We start from the raw sequence: 16,988 nt of genomic DNA, 5'->3' as shown, positions 1-16,988 counted from the left end.
TTAGCCGCTACCGAGGAGTATCGAGGTCCATGAGCGAAGTCGCCGATAAGGTGAAGAAGATCGTGGTGGAGCATCTGGGCGTCGAGGAGTCGAAGGTTACTCCCGAAGCGTCCTTCATCGACGATCTCGGCGCCGACAGCCTCGACACGGTCGAGCTGGTCATGGCGTTCGAGGAAGCCTTCAGCGTTGAGATCCCGGAGGATGCCGCCGAGAAGATCAGCACCGTGAAGGATGCGATCGACTACATCGAGAAGCAGAAGGCGGCCTGAGGGCCCCCTTTTCGCGGGTTGGATGAAGGATTTACTACGCATGGATCTTCGGCGAGTCGTCGTAACGGGCATGGGGATCGCATCCCCGCTCGGGGTCGGGGTCGAGCCGGTGTGGCGCCGGCTTATCGAGGGGCAATCCGGCATCCGCGCCATCCAATCCTTCGATGTCGGTGATTTGCCGGCCAAGATCGCGGGTGAGGTTCCGGCCGGCACCCGCGCCGAGGGCGGGCTTGATTTCGCCGAATGGATTCCCGTCAAAGACAGCAAGAAGATGGACCGCTTCATCCAGCTCGGAATGGTGGCGGCCATCGAGGCGGTCGAGGATTCCGGCTGGATGCCCGAGACCGAGGAGGATCGCTGCGCCACGGGCGTGATGATCGGCTCCGGCATCGGCGGGCTGCAATCGATCTTCGAAGCCTCGATCCAGGTGCATGAGGGTAAGGCGCGGCGGCTTTCGCCCTTCTTCATCCCTTCCGCCCTGATCAACCTCGTCTCGGGCCATGTCTCGATCCGCTATGGCTTCAAGGGGCCGAACCACGCCGTCGTCACCGCTTGCGCCACCGGCGTGCATGCGATCGGCGATGCCGCGCGGCTGATCGCCCTCGGCGATGCCGATGTCATGGTGGCGGGCGGGGCGGAAGCCGCCGTCTGCACCCTCGGCATCGCGGGGTTCTGCGCCTCCCGCGCGCTCTCCACCAGTTTCAACGATACGCCCGCCCGCGGCTCCCGCCCGTGGGACAAGGACCGTGACGGTTTTGTCATGGGCGAGGGCGCCGGCATCCTCGTGCTCGAGGAATACGAGCATGCGAAGAAGCGCGGGGCCAAGATCTATGGCGAGGTCGCGGGCTACGGGCTCTCGGGCGATGCGCATCACATCACCGCCCCGGCCGAAGGGCATGACGGCGCCTTCCGCGCCATGAAGGCCGCCTTCCGCAACGGCCGCATCGATCCCGCTTCGGTCGATTACGTCAATGCTCACGGCACCTCGACCCCGCTCGGCGACGATCTCGAACTCGACGCGGTGGAGCGTTTCTTCGGCGAGCATGCCCGCCATCTCGCCATGTCCTCCACCAAATCCGCGACCGGGCATCTGCTCGGCGCCGCCGGCGCGATCGAGGCGATCTTCTCCGTGCTCGCCATCCGCGACGGGGTGGCCCCGCCGACCCTCAACCTCGAGGAGCCGAGCCGGGCGAGCGTGATCGACCGGGTGGCGAAGGTCGCGCAGGAGCGGCCGATCCGGGTCGCGCTTTCGAACAGCTTCGGCTTCGGCGGCACCAATGCGAGCGTGATCTTCCGCGCGGCGGACTGATCCGCGCGTGCCCCAGCCCCGCATCATCGGGCGGCTCGCGGCCTGGATCCTGCCGCTCTTCGTGCTGCTGACGGTGCTGAATGCCGGCCGGATGTATATCGACCAAACCTGGTCTGGCCCCGGCCCCTTGCCCAAAGCGACCGATGTCGTGGTGCCACCCGGCGATAGCCGGGCCGTCGGCCGGGCGCTGCAGGCCGCGCATGTGATCGACGGGCTTTTCGCCTTCCGGGTGGCGGAATTCGTGACCCGCGGGCAAGGCCCGCTGCATGCCGGGGAGTTTCGCTTCCCCGCCCATGGCAGCCTCGCGGATGCCTTCCGCATCCTCCGCCACGGCAAGCCGGTGGAACACCAGCTGACGATCCCCGAGGGGCTGACCGCCAAGGATATCAAGGATCTCATCAACGCCGCCCCGGCGATGACCGGGCGGGTGACGCTGGCGCGCGAAGGCGCGATCCTGCCCAATACCTACGATTACCTCTACGGCACCAAGCGCAGCGCGCTCCTCGCCCGCGCCGAGCAGGCGCTGACCGCCGCCATGGCCAAGGCCTGGCCGGACCGCGCGCCCGGCCTGCCGATCACCTCGCCCGAGCAGGCGATCACGCTCGCCAGCATCGTCGAGCGGGAGACCGCGATCCCGGCGGAGCGGCCGATGGTCGCCGCCGTCTATCTCAACCGCCTCGCCGCCGGCATGAAGCTGCAGGCGGACCCGACGGTGATCTACGGCCTCTCGGATGGGCGCGGCGTGCTCCCCCGCCCGCTCGACCATGCCGATCTGCTGGTGCCGGGCGCCTACAACACCTATCTCAATGCCGGCCTGCCGCCCGGGCCGATCGCCGCCCCCGGCATCGCGGCGATCCTCGCGGTTCTGCATCCAGCCAAGACGGACGCGCTCTATTTCGTCGCCAACGGCACCGGCGGCCATAGCTTCAGCGCCACCTACCAGGGCCAGGAGAAGAATGTCGCGCGGCTCCGCCGCCTCGATGCGGCGCGGCTGAAATAGCCCGCGGCGACCGCCGCTCTTTCCGCCAGCCGGCCCACGCAGGCGTGAGCGCCGCCGCCTCTTGCCTGCCTGCCGATCGGGGCCTTATCCGCCCCTCCCCCCGATCGGAACGCGCGTGACAGAGACGACGAAGACGACGACCGAGCCGGCCTCACCTGCGCGCAGCGCGCAGAGCGAGCGGACCGAGGCCGTGGAAGCGGAGATCAGCACCGAAGCCGGGGCGCAATCCCCGCATCTGGACGAACAGCAGCAGCGCCAGGCCGAGAAGCGGGCGCCGCCGGGCGCCATCGTCATTCACGAGATCGTCCGCGAACAGGGGATCGAAGAGCTGGCCCGCTCCGGCCCCTCGCTCGCCTGGTCCGGCAGCGCCGCCGGGCTTTCGATCTGCTTCTCCTTCGTGGCGCAGGCGACGCTGACCGGCCTGCTGCCGGATGCGCCCTGGCGGCCGGCGGTGGCCTCCTTCGGCTATGCGCTCGGCTTCCTCATCGTCATTCTTGGCCGCCAGCAGCTTTTCACCGAGACGACGCTGACCGCCCTCATCCCGGCGCTGACGCAGCGGACGCCGGCGATCTTCCTCCGCACCATGCGCGTCTGGCTCATCGTGCTGACCTTCAACATCGCCGCCACCTGGGTCTTCGCCTTCATCCTCTCGCGGCCCGGCATGATGCCGCCGGAGACGGAAGCCGCGATGCACCTGCTGGCCGGCCACGCCTTCGCGCCAGCCTTCTGGCACGGGATGGTGATGGCGGCGGCGGCCGGCTGGCTGATCGGCCTCATGGTCTGGCTGCTGCCGGCGGCCGCCGCCTCGCAGCCCTTCATCATCCTGGTGGTGACCTATACCGTCGCGCTCTGCGGCTTTCCGCACATCATCGCGGGCTCGGTCGAAGCAGCCTTCGCGGTGCTCACCGGCCAGCAAGGCTTCGGCGCCTATCTCGGCCGCTTCCTCTGCCCGACGCTGATCGGCAATACCCTGGGCGGCACGCTGCTGGCGGCGCTGCTCAACCACGCGCCGATCGCCGATCATCTGCGTCTGCGCGAAGAGCCCCGCCGCCGGGGTTGACGCGAAGCCGCGGACGAGCGCGCCGGCGGCCGGGCCGAGGCTGCTATTTCGGCACCACCTGCGTGCCATTCGTACCGGCCCCGCTCCCCGGCCGGATGACGGGCATGGTGCTCGGCACATGCGGCTTGATCACCGGCATGCGGCTGGTATCGGCGGGCGGGGTGATCACGCTGCCCTGATCGCGCGGGGCGAGGATTTCGGGTGGCTTGGTCGCCTCCGTCCCGGGCGGGCCGGGCGGCCCAGGCGGCATCGGGGGCTGCGCGGCGGGAGAGGCCTGGGCGCTCGCTGGTGGTGCAACCCCGGCCGCGACCGCCTGGCCGCCGAGGCCGCACGCCAGCAGCGCCACCGCTATCGCCGCCGCGCCTCCGCTTTTCCGGATCATCGGCTCCTCCCCTGCTCTCCCATCTGCCGGTTGAGATGAGGCGCCGCCTTCCGGGTTTCAGCGCCGGCGCCGCTCCCCGCCTCTTCACCATCAGCGGAGCATGGTGTGTGGGCGGGCTCTATTGACCCGCGGAGAGGCTTGGGGAGAATCGTCTCCGAGCCTCGCACGAGCGAGGCCGGAGGCTTGGCGCGCGCATGAGGCTTTTTGTCGCTCTGGATCTGCCCTGGAGCTTGCGTGAGCGCCTGGCCGCCCTCGCCACCGGCATTCCCGGCTGCCGCTGGCTGCCGCCGGAAAACCTCCATCTCACGCTCCGCTTCATCGGCGAGGTGCCGAACTGGCGCGCGGAGGAAATTGACCTCGCGCTGCACGCCATCAAGGCCCGCGGCTTCGCGCTCACCCTTGCCGGTGTCGGCCTGTTCGAGAAGGGCGGCCGCGTCACCGCGCTCTGGGCGGGGATCGAGCGCTCACCCCCGCTCGACCATCTCCAGGCGAAGGTCGAGACCGCGCTGCAACGGGCGGGGCTGGAGCCGGAGCGGCGGCGCTTCACCCCCCATGTCAGCCTCGCCCGGCTGGATCAGCCAGCCAATGAGAAGATCACCGGCTTCATCCAGAGCCACAGCCTGTTCCGCGCCGAGCCCTATGCGGTGGAGCGCTTCACCCTGTTCAGCTCGCAACTGGGCAAGGAAGGCTCCGCCTATACGGCCGAAGCTGACTACCACCTTACGTGAAGGCCGCGCCGCCGCCTCCGTCGCGGGCGGGGGGTGCCAGGTTTATGCCGCTTGTGTCGCGGGCATTGCGCTGTTTACAACTCAGCATGTTATTGAGTGACGCACGCACGATCTTTTCTTCGCCTTCCGCCACCCCGGCCGGATGGACCATGCTCAACGCCGGATGGACCTTATGAGCGGTAAGCCCCCTCGCGGGAATTGGCTGCGCGACATGCGGCGCAGCATGGCGAACCTACCGAGCCTGCGCTCCCGCGTGCCGGATGCGCCGACGCTGCCGGTGCGCGATCTCTGGCCTGGAGACCCGACGCTCGGCGCCCGCTTGCTGAAAGGCGAGCTGACGGTTGGCAATTCCGTGCGCGCCCTGGTGCCGGGCGGCTGGGGGGATACCAGCGGCTCCCCGGTGTTGCGCGCCGCCGCCCATACCTTCTCCTGGTTGCGCGATCTGCGGGCCCTCGGCACCGATGCCGCCCGCCAGCGCGCCCGCACCCTGGTTCTGGAGTGGATCGCCGTCTCGCACGGCGATCCGGTCGGCTCGCGCCCCGATGTCGCCGGCGCGCGAATCGCCGCCTGGCTCGGCCATTACGATTTCTTCGCGGCGAGCGCCGATGACGCATTTCGCCAAAAATTGATGGGCCGGCTGGTGGCCGATGCGCGGGCGCTTTCCGCCTCGCTGCCGGCGGAGGAGGGCCAGGCCCGGGCGCTCACCGCGATCAAGGGGCTGATCGCGGCGGCGGTGGCGCTGCCCGATCAGGGCTCCTTCCTCACCCGCGCGCTGCGCTTCCTGCCGAGCGAGCTTTCCCGCCAGGTGCTGCCCGATGGCAGCCATATCGAGCGCAGCCCCGCCAACCATCTCGCCGCCTTGCAGGATCTCACCGAGATGCGGGCGCTGCTGCAGGCAGCCCAGGCGCCGCCGCCGCCCTCGCTCAGCCCGTCGATCGAAAAGCTCGCGACCGCGCTTCGCATGCTGCGCCATGGCGATGGCGGCCTCGCCCTGTTCAACGGCACCAAGGAAGAAACCTCGAGCCTCGTCGATCTCGTGCTGACCCAGGCCGGGCGGCCGACCCGCGCGCCGAGCCAACTCATCGAAGGCGGTTTCCACCGCCTGCAGGCCGGGCGCAGCGTGCTCATCATGGATACCGGCGCGCCGCCGCCGCCGGGGCTGGACGGCAATGCCCATGCCGGCACGCTCTCCTTCGAAATGTCGGTCGGGCGGGAACGGATGATCGTCAATTGCGGGGCGAGCCCGGCGGCGATGAGCGAATGGCGGGATGCGCTGCGCGGCACCGCCGCCCATTCAACGCTGACCCTTGCCGATACCAGTTCGGCGGAGATCCGGCCCGAGGGCCTCGGCCAGCGCCGGCCGGAAACCGTCGATGTGCAGCGGCAGGAGGCGAATGGCGCGCATTGGCTGGAAGCGAGCCATGACGGCTGGCTGCGCAGCCATGGCGCCTTGCATCGCCGCCGCCTCTACATGGCGGAAAGCGGCGAGGATGTGCGCGGCGAGGATGCGGTGGAGGGGCAGATGCCGCAGCGCTTCGCGCTCCGCTTCCACCTCCACCCCTCGGTGCAGGCGAGCCTGCAAGGCGAGGGCGAGGCGGTGCTGCTGCGTCTGCCAAGCGGCCATAGCTGGCGCTTCCGCGCCGAAGGCGGCGAGATGGCGCTGGAGGAAAGCATCTATATGGGCGGCAGCGAGCCGCGTCGCACTGAGCAGATCGTGCTGAGCGGCGACGAATCGACGCCGCAGCAGGTGAAATGGGCGCTCACCAAGCTCGGCTGAAGCCGCGGGCGGCGTTGGCGGGGCGGCCGGCCGCGCGCCGGATAGAAACTGCGCTCACCGGCGCGCGGGCGGGGTTGGCGGGGCGGCCGGCCGCGCGCCGGATAGAACAATGAAGATCCTCGAACTCACCAACACCGATTTCGCGATGCGGCATTTCCTCAGCCCCCTGCTGCGGGAAGGACGGGCGCGTGGGCATGAGATGGTGGGCGCCTGCGCCGAGGGCCCGCTGCTCGGCCCGCTGCGGGATGAGGGCTTGCGCATCCTGCCGCTGCCGCTTGCCCGTACCGCCTCGCTCGCCGCGCAGGCCAAGGGCTTCCAGGCACTGCGGCGGATGATGCGGGCGGAGCGCTTCGATCTCGTCCATGCCCATATGCCGCTCTCCGGCTTCTTCGGGCGGATGGCGGCGAAGGCCGCCGGCGTGCCGGCGATCGCCTATACCTGCCACGGCTATCTCTTCAACCAGCCGAGCCCCTGGCCGCGCCGCGCCGCCTCCTTCGCCATGGAATGGGCGGCCGGGCAGGTGACGGACCTCTACCTCACGGTCTCCGAAGAAGAAGCCGCCATGGCCCGTGCGCTCCGCATCAACCGGGGCGCCATCGCCATCGGCAATGGGCGCGATCCGGCGCGCTTCCGCCCCGCGCCCGAGGCCCGCGCCCGCATCCGGGCCGCGCTCGGCGTGCCGGAGGATCGCGTCGTCATCATCATCGTCTCGCGCCTCGTGCGGCATAAGGGGCACCCCGAGCTGCTCGCGGCCATGGAGAGCGTGCCCGATGCCGAGCTTTGGGTGGTGGGGGAACGCCTCGCCTCCGATCATGGCGAGGATCTGGAGCCCTTCTTCGCGCGCTCCGGCCTCGGGCCGCGGCTGCGCCGCCTCGGCTATCGGGAGGATACCGCCGATCTGCTGGCGGCGGCCGATATCTTCGCGCTGCCGAGCCATTTCGAAGGCCTGCCGATGTCGGTCATCGAAGCGATGCTGACGGGGCTGCCCGTGGTCGCGACCGATATACGGGGCCCGCGCGAACAGGTGGTGCATGAGGAGACGGGCCTGCTCGTCCCACCCCGCGCCGTGCCGCCGCTGGCCGAGGCGCTGCGCCGGCTGGTGGCCGATCGCGACCTCCGCGCGCGCTACGGCGCCGCAGGCCTCGCCCGCGCCCGGGCGAGGTTCGACGAGGCGCGCATCATCGGCCGCACGCTCGATCTTCTCGAAGAAACCGCCCGCCGCTGAGGCGGCGCGGTCAGCCTATCGGCTGTGGCACATAGACCGTCCAGGTGACGCCGAACCTGTCCGTCAGCATGCCGAAGGCGGGGGAGAAGAAGGTCTTCCTCATCGGCATGCGCACCTGGCCGCCTTCACCGAGTGCCGCGAAATGCCGCTCGGCCTCGTTCTCGGTTGCGGGCAGCAAGGAAAGTGCGAACCCATCGAAATGTTGCGGCCGCATGGGCGAACCGTCGGAGGCCATCAGCTCCGTCTCGCCGATCCTGAAGGAGACATGCATGATCTTCTCCTCCTGCCCCGGCGGCATCGTCGCAGAGTCCATCGGCTCGGGGCAGTCGCGGTAGCGCATCAGGAACGTGATCTCGGCGCCGACCGCCTCGGCGTAAAAATCGAGCGCTTCCTGGCATCGGCCATTGAAGAAGAGATAGGGCGTGACCTTCATCGGGCGTTTCTTTCTGTTCTATATGTAGACGCCATCCACATTGGACTAGCATAGGATGTGAACGCTGTCTACAATCCGATTCGGATCATGAGCGAACAGACCAAGGATCGGGCGACGTACCGCCACGGCGATCTCCGGCGCGCGCTTTTGGACGCCGGACTCGCGCTCGCACGCGAAGGCGGCCCGCAGGCGATCGTCCTGCGGGAAGCGACGCGACGTGCGGGCGTCGTCCCCAACGCCGCCTACCGGCATTTCGCGAACCGGCAGGCGCTGGTCGCGGCCGTGCAGGCGGCGGCCCTCGCCGCCCTCGCGAGAGCCATTGAGGCCGAACTGGACGCGGTTGACCCGGCTTTGCCGACGCCAGAGGCCGCGCGCGCCGCGCTCCGTGCTGTGGGTCGAGGCTATCTGCGCTATGCGCTCGGCGAGCCCGGGCTCTTCCGCACCGCTTTCGCCTTCTACGAGACGCCCGAGGGGGATACCGATCCCGAGAAGACCGGGCAGAGCGGCCTCAACCCCTTCCAACTGCTGGGCGCGGCGCTCGACCGGATGGCGGAGGCGGGCCTCATCGGCCCGGAACAGCGGATGGGCGCCGAGTTCCTCGCCTGGTCCGCCGTCCACGGCTTCGCGCTCCTCATCATCGACGGACCGTTGCGCAGCCTGCCCGAGGCGCAGATCGCGGCGCTCGCCGCGCGGCTTGTGGCGATGGTGGAGCGGGGTGTTTCCACTACCGCAACAGCAGGGTGATCACCATCGGCCGCATCAGGTTGATGCGGCAAGCGCCACAAACCATGTTCGCGCCATCATCGGATCGGCGCAGCGCGCGAACGGACCGCGTCGCGCGGGAGATTCGAAGTGCCACGCAAGGCGCTGAAGATCGCGTTATCGCGCTCAGCACGGGCGAGACCTTCCTCGCGCGTGGGGGCGATCCCGCAGCCGCGCCAGACGGCCCTGCCCGGTCCGGCAGCAGGGCTGGACGCACACCCCGCCCCGGCCCTATCTCCCGAGTGGAGATTCGCCGGAGAGAGCCCGCCATGAGCCAGACCGATCGCCTGCCCGTCCGCCGTGCCCTGATCTCGGTCTCGGACAAGACCGGCCTCATCCCTTTCGCCCAGGCGCTCGCCGCCACGGGGGCGGAAATCCTCTCGACCGGCGGCACCGCGAAGGCGCTGCGCGATGCCGGCATCGCGGTGAAGGATGTCTCGGAGCACACGGGCTTCCCTGAGATCATGGATGGCCGCGTCAAGACGCTGGTGCCGCAGATCCATGGCGGGCTGCTCGCCCGGCGAGACAATGCGGAGCATCGCGCCGCCATGGACGCGCACGGCATCGCGCCGATCGACCTCATCGCCGTCAACCTCTACCCCTTCGAGGAGACGGTCGCGCGCGGGGCGGATGCGGAGACCACGATCGAGAATATCGATATCGGCGGCCCGGCGATGATCCGCGCCGCCTCCAAGAACCATGATTTCGTGGCGGTGGTGACGGACCCGGCGCAGTATGCGGAGGTGCAGGCGGCGCTGGCGGAGGGCGGCACCGATCTCGCCCTTCGCCGCCGGCTCGCCGGTGCGGCTTACGCGCGCACAGCAGCCTATGACGCGGCAATCGCCGCCTGGTTCGCCGGCCAGGAGGGCGATGCCTTCCCCGAGCGCTTCACGGTCAGCGGCCAGCGCCGCCAACTCCTGCGTTACGGCGAGAACCCGCACCAGAAGGCGGCCTTTTACGTGACGGAGCGCCGCCCCGGGGTCGCGACCGCGCGGCAGGCCCAGGGCAAGGAGCTTTCCTACAACAACCTCAACGATACCGACGCCGCCTTCGAATGCGTGGCGGAATTCGAGGCGCCGAGCGTCGTCATCGTCAAGCACGCCAATCCCTGCGGTGTGGCCTCCGCCGATAGCCTGACGGAAGCGTGGGACCGCGCGCTCGCCTGCGATCCGGTGAGCGCCTTCGGCGGGATCGTGGCGCTCAACCGTGCGCTCGATGCCGAGACCGCGCGGCGCATCGCCACGATCTTCACGGAAGTCATCGTCGCCCCCGATGCGAGCGCGGAAGCGCAGGAAGTGCTCGCTGCCAAGAAGAACCTCCGCCTGCTGCTCACCGGCGGCTTGCCGGATGCGGCGGCGGAGGGGCTGACCTTTCGCTCGCTTGCCGGCGGCTTCCTGGTGCAGAACCGCGATGCCGGGCGGGTGCAGGCGCATGATCTTCGGGTGGTGACGAAACGGGCGCCGAGCGCGCAGGAGCTGGCGGATCTGCTCTTCGCCTTCCGTGTGGCCAAGCACGTCAAGTCCAACGCCATCATCTATGCCAAGGCGGGGGCGACGGTGGGCATCGGTGCGGGGCAGATGAGCCGGGTCGATTCAGCCCGCATCGCCGCCTGGAAGGCGGGGGAAGCGGCGCGCGCGGCGGGGCTGGCGGAGCCGCTGACCCGCGGCTCGGTCGCCGCGTCCGACGCTTTCTTCCCCTTCGCGGACGGTCTGGAAACGATCGTCGCCGCCGGCGCCACCGCCGTCATCCAGCCCGGCGGCTCGCTGCGGGATGAGGAGGTGATCGCCGCGGCGGACGCCGCCGGGATTGCCATGGTGATGACGGGGATGCGCCACTTCCGGCACTGAGGCCGGCGCGCATCGCCCGCGCCCGCGCCTCCGCGCTTGCTCGGCGCAGAAGCGGGCGCGGGAGCGGGCTAATCGAGATCCTCGGTGCTGCTGCTCCAGCCTGCGCTCATGACGCCCGGCATCGCTTCGAGCTTGCTGGCCACCGCATCGAGTTCCTTCGGCTCCACCTTGGTCGTCACCAGCGTCGCCACCACCTCCATCCGCCCCTCGCTGCGGTCGATCAGCTCGATATCGCTCACCGGGTACTGCGCCGCGGCAAGCAGGCCGAGCACGGCCTTGCGCGTGCGCCCCACCGCATCCGCCGCGACCATGACGCTCACCTCATAGACCGCCTCGACCGTGCTGCCGATCAGCGGCGCGCGGTTGATACGATGGACGAGCGGTTGCAGCAGCGTATTGGCCATGACGACGAAGATCGTCAGCAGCGCCGCCTGGGCGGCGAGGTTGGCGCCGGCGCAGGCGCCGACGGCCGCCGAGCACCAGAGTGTGGCGGCGGTATTGAGGCCGCGGATATTGAGCCCGTCCTTCATGATGACGCCGGCGCCGAGGAAGCCGATGCCCGAGACGACGTAGGAGACGACGCGCGCACCCCCCGAGCCGCCATCGAGATGCATCGCGATATCGACGAACTGGCAGGCGCCGAGCGCCACCAGCACATTGGTCCTGAGCCCGGCGCTGCGCTGCTTCCATTGCCGCTCCGCGCCGATCACCGTGCCGAGGGCGAAGGCGACGACGAGGCCGATCAGCGTCTGGACGACATCGAAGGTTTGGTAGGTTTTGAAGATCAGCATGGCTGCGCCTTATCGGCAAAACCTGCCCGCCCCAAGCGCTTTTGCGAGACAAAACCGAGACAGCGGCGGAATTGTCGTTTTCCGACAGGGCGGATGCGAAGCACTCGCAAAATCCCCTGATCCTGGCTCGGTTTTGCAATTAAGAGCAATTTGCATCAGAATAGAAACGACTTGATCCAGCGACCCGGCCGAGGCAAAACTGCGCTCATGCGCAATTTCTCAGATCTCTCCGAAAAGGAAATCCTCGCCCTCGCCGTCGGCAATGAGGAGGAGGATGGCCGCATCTATCTCGACCTCGCGGACGGGCTGCGGGCCGACTATCCGACGACCGCGGGCATCCTGCAGAAAATGGCGGAGGAGGAGAGCGAACATCGCCGCATGCTCCTCTCCCTGTTCCAGGAGAAGTTCGGCGAGCATCTGCCGCTCATCCGCCGGCAGGATGTGCGCGGCTTCCTCAGCCGCAAGCCGATCTGGCAGTTGCGCCCGCTCCGGGTGGAAGCGGCGCGCGCGCTCATGCAATCCATGGAGATGGAGGCCGAACGCTTCTACGCCCGCGCCGCCGCGCGCAGCCAGGATGCCTCGATCCGCAAGCTGCTCGGCGATCTCGCCCTCGCCGAAAGCCAGCACGAGCACAAGCTCGATACGCTGATGGACGAGCGGCTGACCGAGGAGGAGCGCGAGACGGAGGCCGATGCGGCGCGGCGCAATTTCGTGCTGCGCTATATCCAGCCCGGGCTTGCCGGGCTGATGGATGGCTCGGTCTCCACCCTCGCGCCGCTCTTCGCCTCCGCCTTCGCCAGCGGCAGCAGCTGGCAAGCCTTCGTGGTCGGGCTTTCCGCCTCGATCGGCGCCGGCATCTCGATGGCCTTCGCCGAGGCGCTCTCGGATAACGGCAGCCTCACCGGGCGCGGCTCGCCCGTGGTGCGCGGCGGGGTGACGGGGCTGATGACGACGATCGGCGGCCTCGGCCACACCCTGCCCTTCCTCATTCCCAATCTGCACGTCGCGCTGATGGTGGCGATCGCCGTCGTCATCGTCGAACTCGGCGTCATCAGCTGGGTACGCTGGAAATACATGGATACGCCACCCGTGGCCGCCACCTTCCAGGTCGCCTTCGGCGGCGCGCTGGTCTTCGCGACCGGGGTGCTCATCGGGAGCAGCTGAGCAGCAGGGCGATCGGGGCGAGGAGGGCGAGGCAGCCCGCCTCCACCACGCAGGCGGCGCGATAGAGGCGGAGCGCGCGGCGGAGATCGGCTGGCCCCGCTTCCGCCCGGCCATCGCCCATCCAGCCATCCGCCACCAGCGTCTCGCCATAGACGCGCGGCCCGGCGAGCCGCAGGCCGAGCGCGCCGGCCATCGCCGCTTCCGGCCAGCCGGCATTGGGCGAGCGGTGGTGCCGCGCATCGCGCCGCACGGCGGCGAGGCCGGCCCGCCAATCCCCGCCCGTAACCGCTGCGGCGACCAGGATGAAGACCGCCGCGAGGCGCGAGGCCGGCAGGTTGATCCAATCATCGAAGCGCGCCGCCGCCCAGCCGAAGGCCGCGTGGCGCGGGGTGCGATGGCCGATCATGCTGTCGGCCGTATTGGCGGCCTTATAGGCGGCAGCGCCCGGCAGGCCGAGCAGCGCCCCCCAGACGAGCGGCGCGACCACGCCATCCGAGAAATTCTCCGCCAGGCTCTCGATCGCCGCGCGGCAGACGCCGGCCGCGTCGAGATGCGCTGGGTTCCGCCCGACGATGCGCGAGACCGCCGCCCGCCCGGCCGCGAGGCCGCCGCTCTCCAGCCCCGCCGCCACTGCCGCGACATGCGCGTGCAGGCTGCGCTGGGCGATGAGGCTGGAGGCGAGAAGCGCGAGCGGGACGAGGGCGAGCCAGGGGCCGAGCAGGAGGCGAAGCACCGCCGTGAGGAGTGCGGCTGGCAGCAGCGCGAGGGCGAGGATGAGCGCGAGCGCCAGCACGCCGCGCCACCGCCGCGCCCTTTCGGAAAGGGTCTCGTCGTTCAGCCGCCGGTCGAGCGCGCTGATCGCCCCGCCGATCCAGACCACCGGATGGCCGATGCGAGCGAAAAGCGGCGCGGGATAGCCGCACCCCGCTTCGACGAGGAGAGCGAGCAGCATGAGGAGCGGGGCGGAGAGCATCGCGCGCGTCGCCCCCCTCAGGCCCGCCCGGCGCGCGGCGCCGCGGCCGGCCAGGCGAGGATGACGAGGCTCGCGACCGCGGTGCCGATCAGCACGCCGAGCAGGCGGGTCACCAGCGGGTTGAGGCTCGTCGCCGGCCCCGGCCCCTGCACGAAGGCGACGAGGAAGGCGAAGGCGAATTGCGTGCCGAGATAGGAGAGGCCCGACCGGCCGGATTGGATGTGAAAGCCGATCCAGACACCGCCCGCGAGGCAGAGGGTCCAGGCCAGCCGGTCATCCCCCGCCAGCACCACGGCGATGAGCGCCACGAGCCCGCCGAGACCGCAGCCCAGGATGCGCTGGATCATGCGCTCATGCACCGCTTCCTGCGCGCCCCCGGCGATGCGCTCCAGCGGCACGATCATGACGATGACGGCGGTGATCGCCGTCTGCGCGTAATCGGTGATGTCGAACACCCGCCAGATTACCGGCAGCAGGCAGATCGCGATGCCCGCCTGGGCCGCGTGGATGACGAGCGGCCAGTTGCGGGCGAGCCAGGCCTCGTCCTGGAGATTGCGCCAGGAGAGGCCAGCGCCCGGCACCGGCAGGGGTGCGGCGCCCTGGCCCGGCGGCGCGCCGAAAGCCTCGAAGAGGGCAGCGACGAGCAGGGCGGCGAGCGCGCCGATGGCGACCTCGGCCATGCGGACGGCGGCGAAGGCGGCGGCACCCGGCGGATCGCTGAACCCCGCGATCAGCACCAGGGTGGCGGTAATGCCGAACAGCAGCCAGGCATAGCGGGCGGCGCTGACGCTGCCCTGATAGACGGCGAGCCAGATGATGACGAAGAGCGCGAGCATCATCACGCCCATATCCCCCGCCGCCCAGCGGGCGAGACAGAGGCCGAGCGCGCCGCCGGCGATGGTGCCGAGCACGCGATGCAGCGCGCGCGGCAGGGATTCGGAGAGCGAGCTGCGCATCACCAGAAAGCCGCTGAGCGCCGCCCAGATCACATCGGGCAGGTGCATGGCAGCGGCGGTATAGGTCGCGAGCAGCACGGAGCACACCGCCTTGAGCGGCTCGCGCAGCCCCTCGCGGTTGCGCGCAAGATCGCCCGCCTCTTCCCAGAGCCCGCCCTCGATCCGGCGGAGGATGCGCCCAAGCTCGCTCGCCATGGCTAGTAGATCACCAGCACCCGCGCATCCGAGCCCATGAAGAGTTCGGCCTCTGGCGGCGGGTCGAGCAGGCGCAGCCGCACCGGAAAGCGCGCCTGCAGGCGGATCCAGTCGATCCCCGGATCGATATAGGGAAGCAGCCCGGTGGGTTGCGCCTTGTGGCGGTTGACCGCGGCGGCCACCCCCTCGATCTGCGCGCGGTAGAGGTGGAAGGGATGGGTATCGAGCCAGACCCAGGCGCGCTTGCCGCGCACGAGGTGGCGCAGCACGCCTTCCTTGTAATTCGCCGTGACATACCAGGAGCCGGCGGCGACGAGCGCGACGAGCGGCTGGCCGGCCGAAGCCTCATCCCCCCGCCGAAGATTGAAATGGGTGATGCGCCCGGCGAGCGGCGCCGTCACCCGCGTGCGGTTGAGCTGCCAATGGGCGAGGGCGAGGGCGCTTTCGGCGCGGGCGATGGCGGTCTGGTCCAGCCGCAGCATGCGGTTGGCGCGCAGCACCGCATCCTGCGCCGCGGCGAGTGCGGCGGCGGCGCGGCGCGCGGCCGTGGCCGCTTCCTCCTGGCCCTGCGCCGCCTCGAAGCCGGAGGCCGTGAGGCTGCTCGCGCGTTTGAGATTGGCGGCCGCCAGGGCGCTTTGCGCGGCGGCGGCACTTTGCAGGGCGAGCGCACTCTGCTGGCTCGCCTGATCGAGGCTGAGCTGCGCCTCCGCCCCCGCCAGCGCATCGCTCGCCTGATCGAGCGCGAGGCGATAGGGCTTGGCGTCGATCGTGAAGAGCAGATCGCCCGCCGCGACGCTCTGATCGTCGCGGATGGCGACGGTATCGATCTGCCCGCCGACCCGCGGGGCGATGGAGACGAGATCCCCCCAGAGCAGCGCGTCATCCGTATAGGCGAAGAAGAAGCCGCTCGCTTCCCAGATCAGGAAGAGCAGCAGCAGCGCGCCGAGGAAGAGGCGCGTCTTGCGCCGATGCGGTGCGGCGCCGGAGGCGGCGCCAGATGCGGGGCCAGATGCAAGGTCGGGCGCGGCCGAGGTGTCGGCGGCGGCCGGCGGCGGCGCTGCGGGCGGGTTCTCCGTCGTCGCGCGGGGGAGGTCCATCGGCCGGCGCCCTCTCAAACGGTGTCGGATGCCGGATATCCGGCTTCGGCCCGGCGCTGCAACGTCTCTCGCAGCAGCGCCTCGATCTCGGCCGGCGCGGCCCAGGCGAGCCGCACGCCGGCGACCGCGATGCCGGCGCGCGCCGCCGGCGGCAGGCGGGCGAAATCCTTGGGCGTCGTCAGCAGCAGCGCGCGCTCCGCCCGCGCCGCGGCGGCGAGCGCCGAGAGTTCCGCCGCGCGATAGCGGTGATGGTCGGCGAAGGCGCGGCTGCCGGCGAGGGTGAGGCCGGCACCGGCCAGCCCCTCGAAGAATTTCTCCGGCCGGCCGATGCCGGCGAAGGCGAAGTAGCGCGCAGCCGGCGGCAGCCCGCTCAGATCCTGCACCAGATCGGCGCGGAGCACGGGCAGATCCGGCGGCAGCTGGCCGAGCGCGTGGCGCCGATCCTCCCCGATCAGCACGGCTGCCCGGCAGCGCGCGGCGGCGCTCGCCACCGCCTCGCGCAAGGGCCCGGCGGGTAGGAGGCGGCCATTGCCGAACCCCGCCCCGCCATCGATCACCAGCAGGCTGCAATCCTTGACGAGGCCCGGATTCTGCAAGCCGTCATCCATCACGATGGCCCCGGCCCCGGCGGCGGCGATCGCCTGCCCCCCGGCCGCGCGATCCCGCGCGATCCAGGTCGGCGCGGCGGCGGCCAGCAGCAGCGCCTCATCCCCCACCAGCGCCGCATCATGCCGCGCCGGATCGACCGCAAGCGGCCCCCGCGCCCGCCCGCCATAGCCGCGTAGCAGCGCATGCGGTGCTGCGCCCATGGCCGCGAGGCGCATCAGGAGATCGAGCACCAGCGTCGTCTTGCCGGCGCCGCCCACCCCGGCATTGCCGCAGCAGAAGACCGGGATGGGCGCGCGCCAGCCCGGCCGGGCGAGGCGCCGCGCCGTCAGCCGAGCGGTGATCGCGCCGAAGGGGGCCAGCGCCTGGGCGGCCAGGCCATCCCGCTGCCAGAGGCCGGGGGCGCGCATCCCC

Annotated in this window: 17 protein-coding genes; 10 read left to right on the top strand and 7 right to left on the bottom strand. The window is 70.3% G+C overall.

The window, feature by feature from the left end:
* The first annotated feature begins 29 nt into the window (after positions 1-29).
* The 4 genes from ACYQ7X_RS13035 (at position 30) to ACYQ7X_RS13020 (ending at position 3,638) form a co-directional block, all read left to right on the top strand.
* Complete coding sequence (locus ACYQ7X_RS13035; RefSeq protein ID WP_158804395.1) at positions 30-269, top strand: acyl carrier protein; 240 nt, start codon at positions 30-32, stop codon at positions 267-269.
* Between the two features lie 40 nt (positions 270-309).
* The gene (fabF, locus tag ACYQ7X_RS13030) at positions 310-1,578 is read left to right on the top strand and encodes a beta-ketoacyl-ACP synthase II (RefSeq protein ID WP_459697470.1); all 1,269 of its coding nucleotides are present in this window, start codon (positions 310-312) and stop codon (positions 1,576-1,578) included.
* Positions 1,579-1,585: 7 nt separating this feature from the next.
* On the top strand, positions 1,586-2,578 hold the full coding sequence (gene mltG, locus ACYQ7X_RS13025; protein ID WP_459697469.1) for an endolytic transglycosylase MltG: 993 nt from the start codon (positions 1,586-1,588) through the stop codon (positions 2,576-2,578).
* A gap of 115 nt (positions 2,579-2,693) precedes the next feature.
* Entirely contained in the window at positions 2,694-3,638 is a 945-nt protein-coding gene (locus tag ACYQ7X_RS13020; RefSeq protein ID WP_459697468.1) for a formate/nitrite transporter family protein, read from the top strand.
* A 43-nt stretch (positions 3,639-3,681) separates the two neighbouring features.
* Here the strand turns inward: ACYQ7X_RS13020 and ACYQ7X_RS13015 are convergent, their stop codons facing one another.
* Positions 3,682-4,020 carry a hypothetical protein gene (locus ACYQ7X_RS13015; RefSeq protein ID WP_459697467.1) on the bottom strand — a complete coding sequence of 113 codons (339 nt, stop codon included), beginning with the start codon at positions 4,018-4,020 and terminating at the stop codon, positions 3,682-3,684.
* 194 nt (positions 4,021-4,214) lie between these two features.
* Between ACYQ7X_RS13015 and thpR the strand changes: the two genes are divergently transcribed.
* The 3 genes from thpR (at position 4,215) to ACYQ7X_RS13000 (ending at position 7,750) form a co-directional block, all read left to right on the top strand.
* The gene (thpR, locus tag ACYQ7X_RS13010) at positions 4,215-4,748 is read left to right on the top strand and encodes an RNA 2',3'-cyclic phosphodiesterase (RefSeq protein ID WP_459697466.1); all 534 of its coding nucleotides are present in this window, start codon (positions 4,215-4,217) and stop codon (positions 4,746-4,748) included.
* Positions 4,749-4,920: 172 nt separating this feature from the next.
* On the top strand, positions 4,921-6,525 hold the full coding sequence (locus ACYQ7X_RS13005; protein WP_459697465.1) for a heparinase II/III family protein: 1,605 nt from the start codon (positions 4,921-4,923) through the stop codon (positions 6,523-6,525).
* A 109-nt stretch (positions 6,526-6,634) separates the two neighbouring features.
* Positions 6,635-7,750, top strand: coding sequence for a glycosyltransferase family 4 protein (locus ACYQ7X_RS13000; RefSeq protein ID WP_459697464.1), 1,116 nt, complete (start codon positions 6,635-6,637; stop codon positions 7,748-7,750).
* 10 nt (positions 7,751-7,760) lie between these two features.
* Here the strand turns inward: ACYQ7X_RS13000 and ACYQ7X_RS12995 are convergent, their stop codons facing one another.
* Entirely contained in the window at positions 7,761-8,183 is a 423-nt protein-coding gene (locus tag ACYQ7X_RS12995; RefSeq protein WP_459697462.1) for a VOC family protein, read from the bottom strand.
* Positions 8,184-8,270: 87 nt separating this feature from the next.
* On the opposite strand from ACYQ7X_RS12995, the gene ACYQ7X_RS12990 reads away from it, so the two are divergent.
* Together ACYQ7X_RS12990 and purH are read left to right on the top strand one after the other, a co-directional pair.
* Positions 8,271-8,927, top strand: coding sequence for a TetR-like C-terminal domain-containing protein (locus tag ACYQ7X_RS12990; RefSeq protein WP_459697461.1), 657 nt, complete (start codon positions 8,271-8,273; stop codon positions 8,925-8,927).
* Between the two features lie 287 nt (positions 8,928-9,214).
* Positions 9,215-10,792: a bifunctional phosphoribosylaminoimidazolecarboxamide formyltransferase/IMP cyclohydrolase gene (gene purH, locus ACYQ7X_RS12985; RefSeq protein WP_459697460.1), complete on the top strand. Its 1,578-nt coding sequence runs from the start codon at positions 9,215-9,217 to the stop codon at positions 10,790-10,792.
* 68 nt (positions 10,793-10,860) lie between these two features.
* Here the strand turns inward: purH and ACYQ7X_RS12980 are convergent, their stop codons facing one another.
* Positions 10,861-11,583: an MgtC/SapB family protein gene (locus ACYQ7X_RS12980; RefSeq protein WP_459697459.1), complete on the bottom strand. Its 723-nt coding sequence runs from the start codon at positions 11,581-11,583 to the stop codon at positions 10,861-10,863.
* A gap of 207 nt (positions 11,584-11,790) precedes the next feature.
* On the opposite strand from ACYQ7X_RS12980, the gene mbfA reads away from it, so the two are divergent.
* Positions 11,791-12,747 carry an iron exporter MbfA gene (mbfA, locus tag ACYQ7X_RS12975; RefSeq protein WP_459697458.1) on the top strand — a complete coding sequence of 319 codons (957 nt, stop codon included), beginning with the start codon at positions 11,791-11,793 and terminating at the stop codon, positions 12,745-12,747.
* Here mbfA and cbiB read toward each other — a convergent pair.
* The 4 genes from cbiB to lpxK are packed head-to-tail and all read right to left on the bottom strand — an operon-like array spanning position 12,731 to position 16,984.
* Positions 12,731-13,720, bottom strand: a complete 990-nt coding sequence (cbiB, locus tag ACYQ7X_RS12970) for an adenosylcobinamide-phosphate synthase CbiB (RefSeq protein ID WP_459697457.1) — start codon at positions 13,718-13,720, stop codon at positions 12,731-12,733. The genes mbfA and cbiB overlap by 17 nt on opposite strands.
* Before the next feature lie 17 nt (positions 13,721-13,737).
* Entirely contained in the window at positions 13,738-14,871 is a 1,134-nt protein-coding gene (locus ACYQ7X_RS12965) for an FUSC family protein (protein WP_459697456.1), read from the bottom strand.
* Positions 14,872-14,873: 2 nt separating this feature from the next.
* Positions 14,874-15,968 (bottom strand): HlyD family secretion protein, encoded by a 1,095-nt coding sequence (locus ACYQ7X_RS12960; protein ID WP_459697455.1) that lies wholly within the window; start codon positions 15,966-15,968, stop codon positions 14,874-14,876.
* Positions 15,969-15,982: 14 nt separating this feature from the next.
* Entirely contained in the window at positions 15,983-16,984 is a 1,002-nt protein-coding gene (gene lpxK, locus ACYQ7X_RS12955) for a tetraacyldisaccharide 4'-kinase (protein WP_459697454.1), read from the bottom strand.
* Positions 16,985-16,988: the final 4 nt, after the last annotated feature.

The sequence above is a fragment of the Acidisoma sp. C75 genome, from assembly GCF_054665095.1.
The sequence above is the reverse complement of the archived record's forward strand: the minus strand, read 5'-3'. Positions and strand labels throughout refer to the sequence as shown.

Bases quoted from the DNA above. Each gene is read 5' to 3' on its own strand.
- ACYQ7X_RS13035 (WP_158804395.1), top strand. From the start codon at position 30: ATGAGCGAAGTCGCCGATAAGGTGAAGAAGATCGTGGTGGAGCATCTG.
- fabF (WP_459697470.1), top strand. From the start codon at position 310: ATGGATCTTCGGCGAGTCGTCGTAACGGGCATGGGGATCGCATCCCCG.
- ACYQ7X_RS13015 (WP_459697467.1), bottom strand. From the start codon at position 4,020: ATGATCCGGAAAAGCGGAGGCGCGGCGGCGATAGCGGTGGCGCTGCTG.
- thpR (WP_459697466.1), top strand. From the start codon at position 4,215: ATGAGGCTTTTTGTCGCTCTGGATCTGCCCTGGAGCTTGCGTGAGCGC.
- ACYQ7X_RS13005 (WP_459697465.1), top strand. From the start codon at position 4,921: ATGAGCGGTAAGCCCCCTCGCGGGAATTGGCTGCGCGACATGCGGCGC.
- ACYQ7X_RS13000 (WP_459697464.1), top strand. From the start codon at position 6,635: ATGAAGATCCTCGAACTCACCAACACCGATTTCGCGATGCGGCATTTC.
- ACYQ7X_RS12995 (WP_459697462.1), bottom strand. From the start codon at position 8,183: ATGAAGGTCACGCCCTATCTCTTCTTCAATGGCCGATGCCAGGAAGCG.
- ACYQ7X_RS12990 (WP_459697461.1), top strand. From the start codon at position 8,271: ATGAGCGAACAGACCAAGGATCGGGCGACGTACCGCCACGGCGATCTC.
- purH (WP_459697460.1), top strand. From the start codon at position 9,215: ATGAGCCAGACCGATCGCCTGCCCGTCCGCCGTGCCCTGATCTCGGTC.
- ACYQ7X_RS12980 (WP_459697459.1), bottom strand. From the start codon at position 11,583: ATGCTGATCTTCAAAACCTACCAAACCTTCGATGTCGTCCAGACGCTG.
- mbfA (WP_459697458.1), top strand. From the start codon at position 11,791: ATGCGCAATTTCTCAGATCTCTCCGAAAAGGAAATCCTCGCCCTCGCC.
- cbiB (WP_459697457.1), bottom strand. From the start codon at position 13,720: ATGCTCTCCGCCCCGCTCCTCATGCTGCTCGCTCTCCTCGTCGAAGCG.
- ACYQ7X_RS12965 (WP_459697456.1), bottom strand. From the start codon at position 14,871: ATGGCGAGCGAGCTTGGGCGCATCCTCCGCCGGATCGAGGGCGGGCTC.
- ACYQ7X_RS12960 (WP_459697455.1), bottom strand. From the start codon at position 15,968: ATGGACCTCCCCCGCGCGACGACGGAGAACCCGCCCGCAGCGCCGCCG.
- lpxK (WP_459697454.1), bottom strand. From the start codon at position 16,984: ATGCGCGCCCCCGGCCTCTGGCAGCGGGATGGCCTGGCCGCCCAGGCG.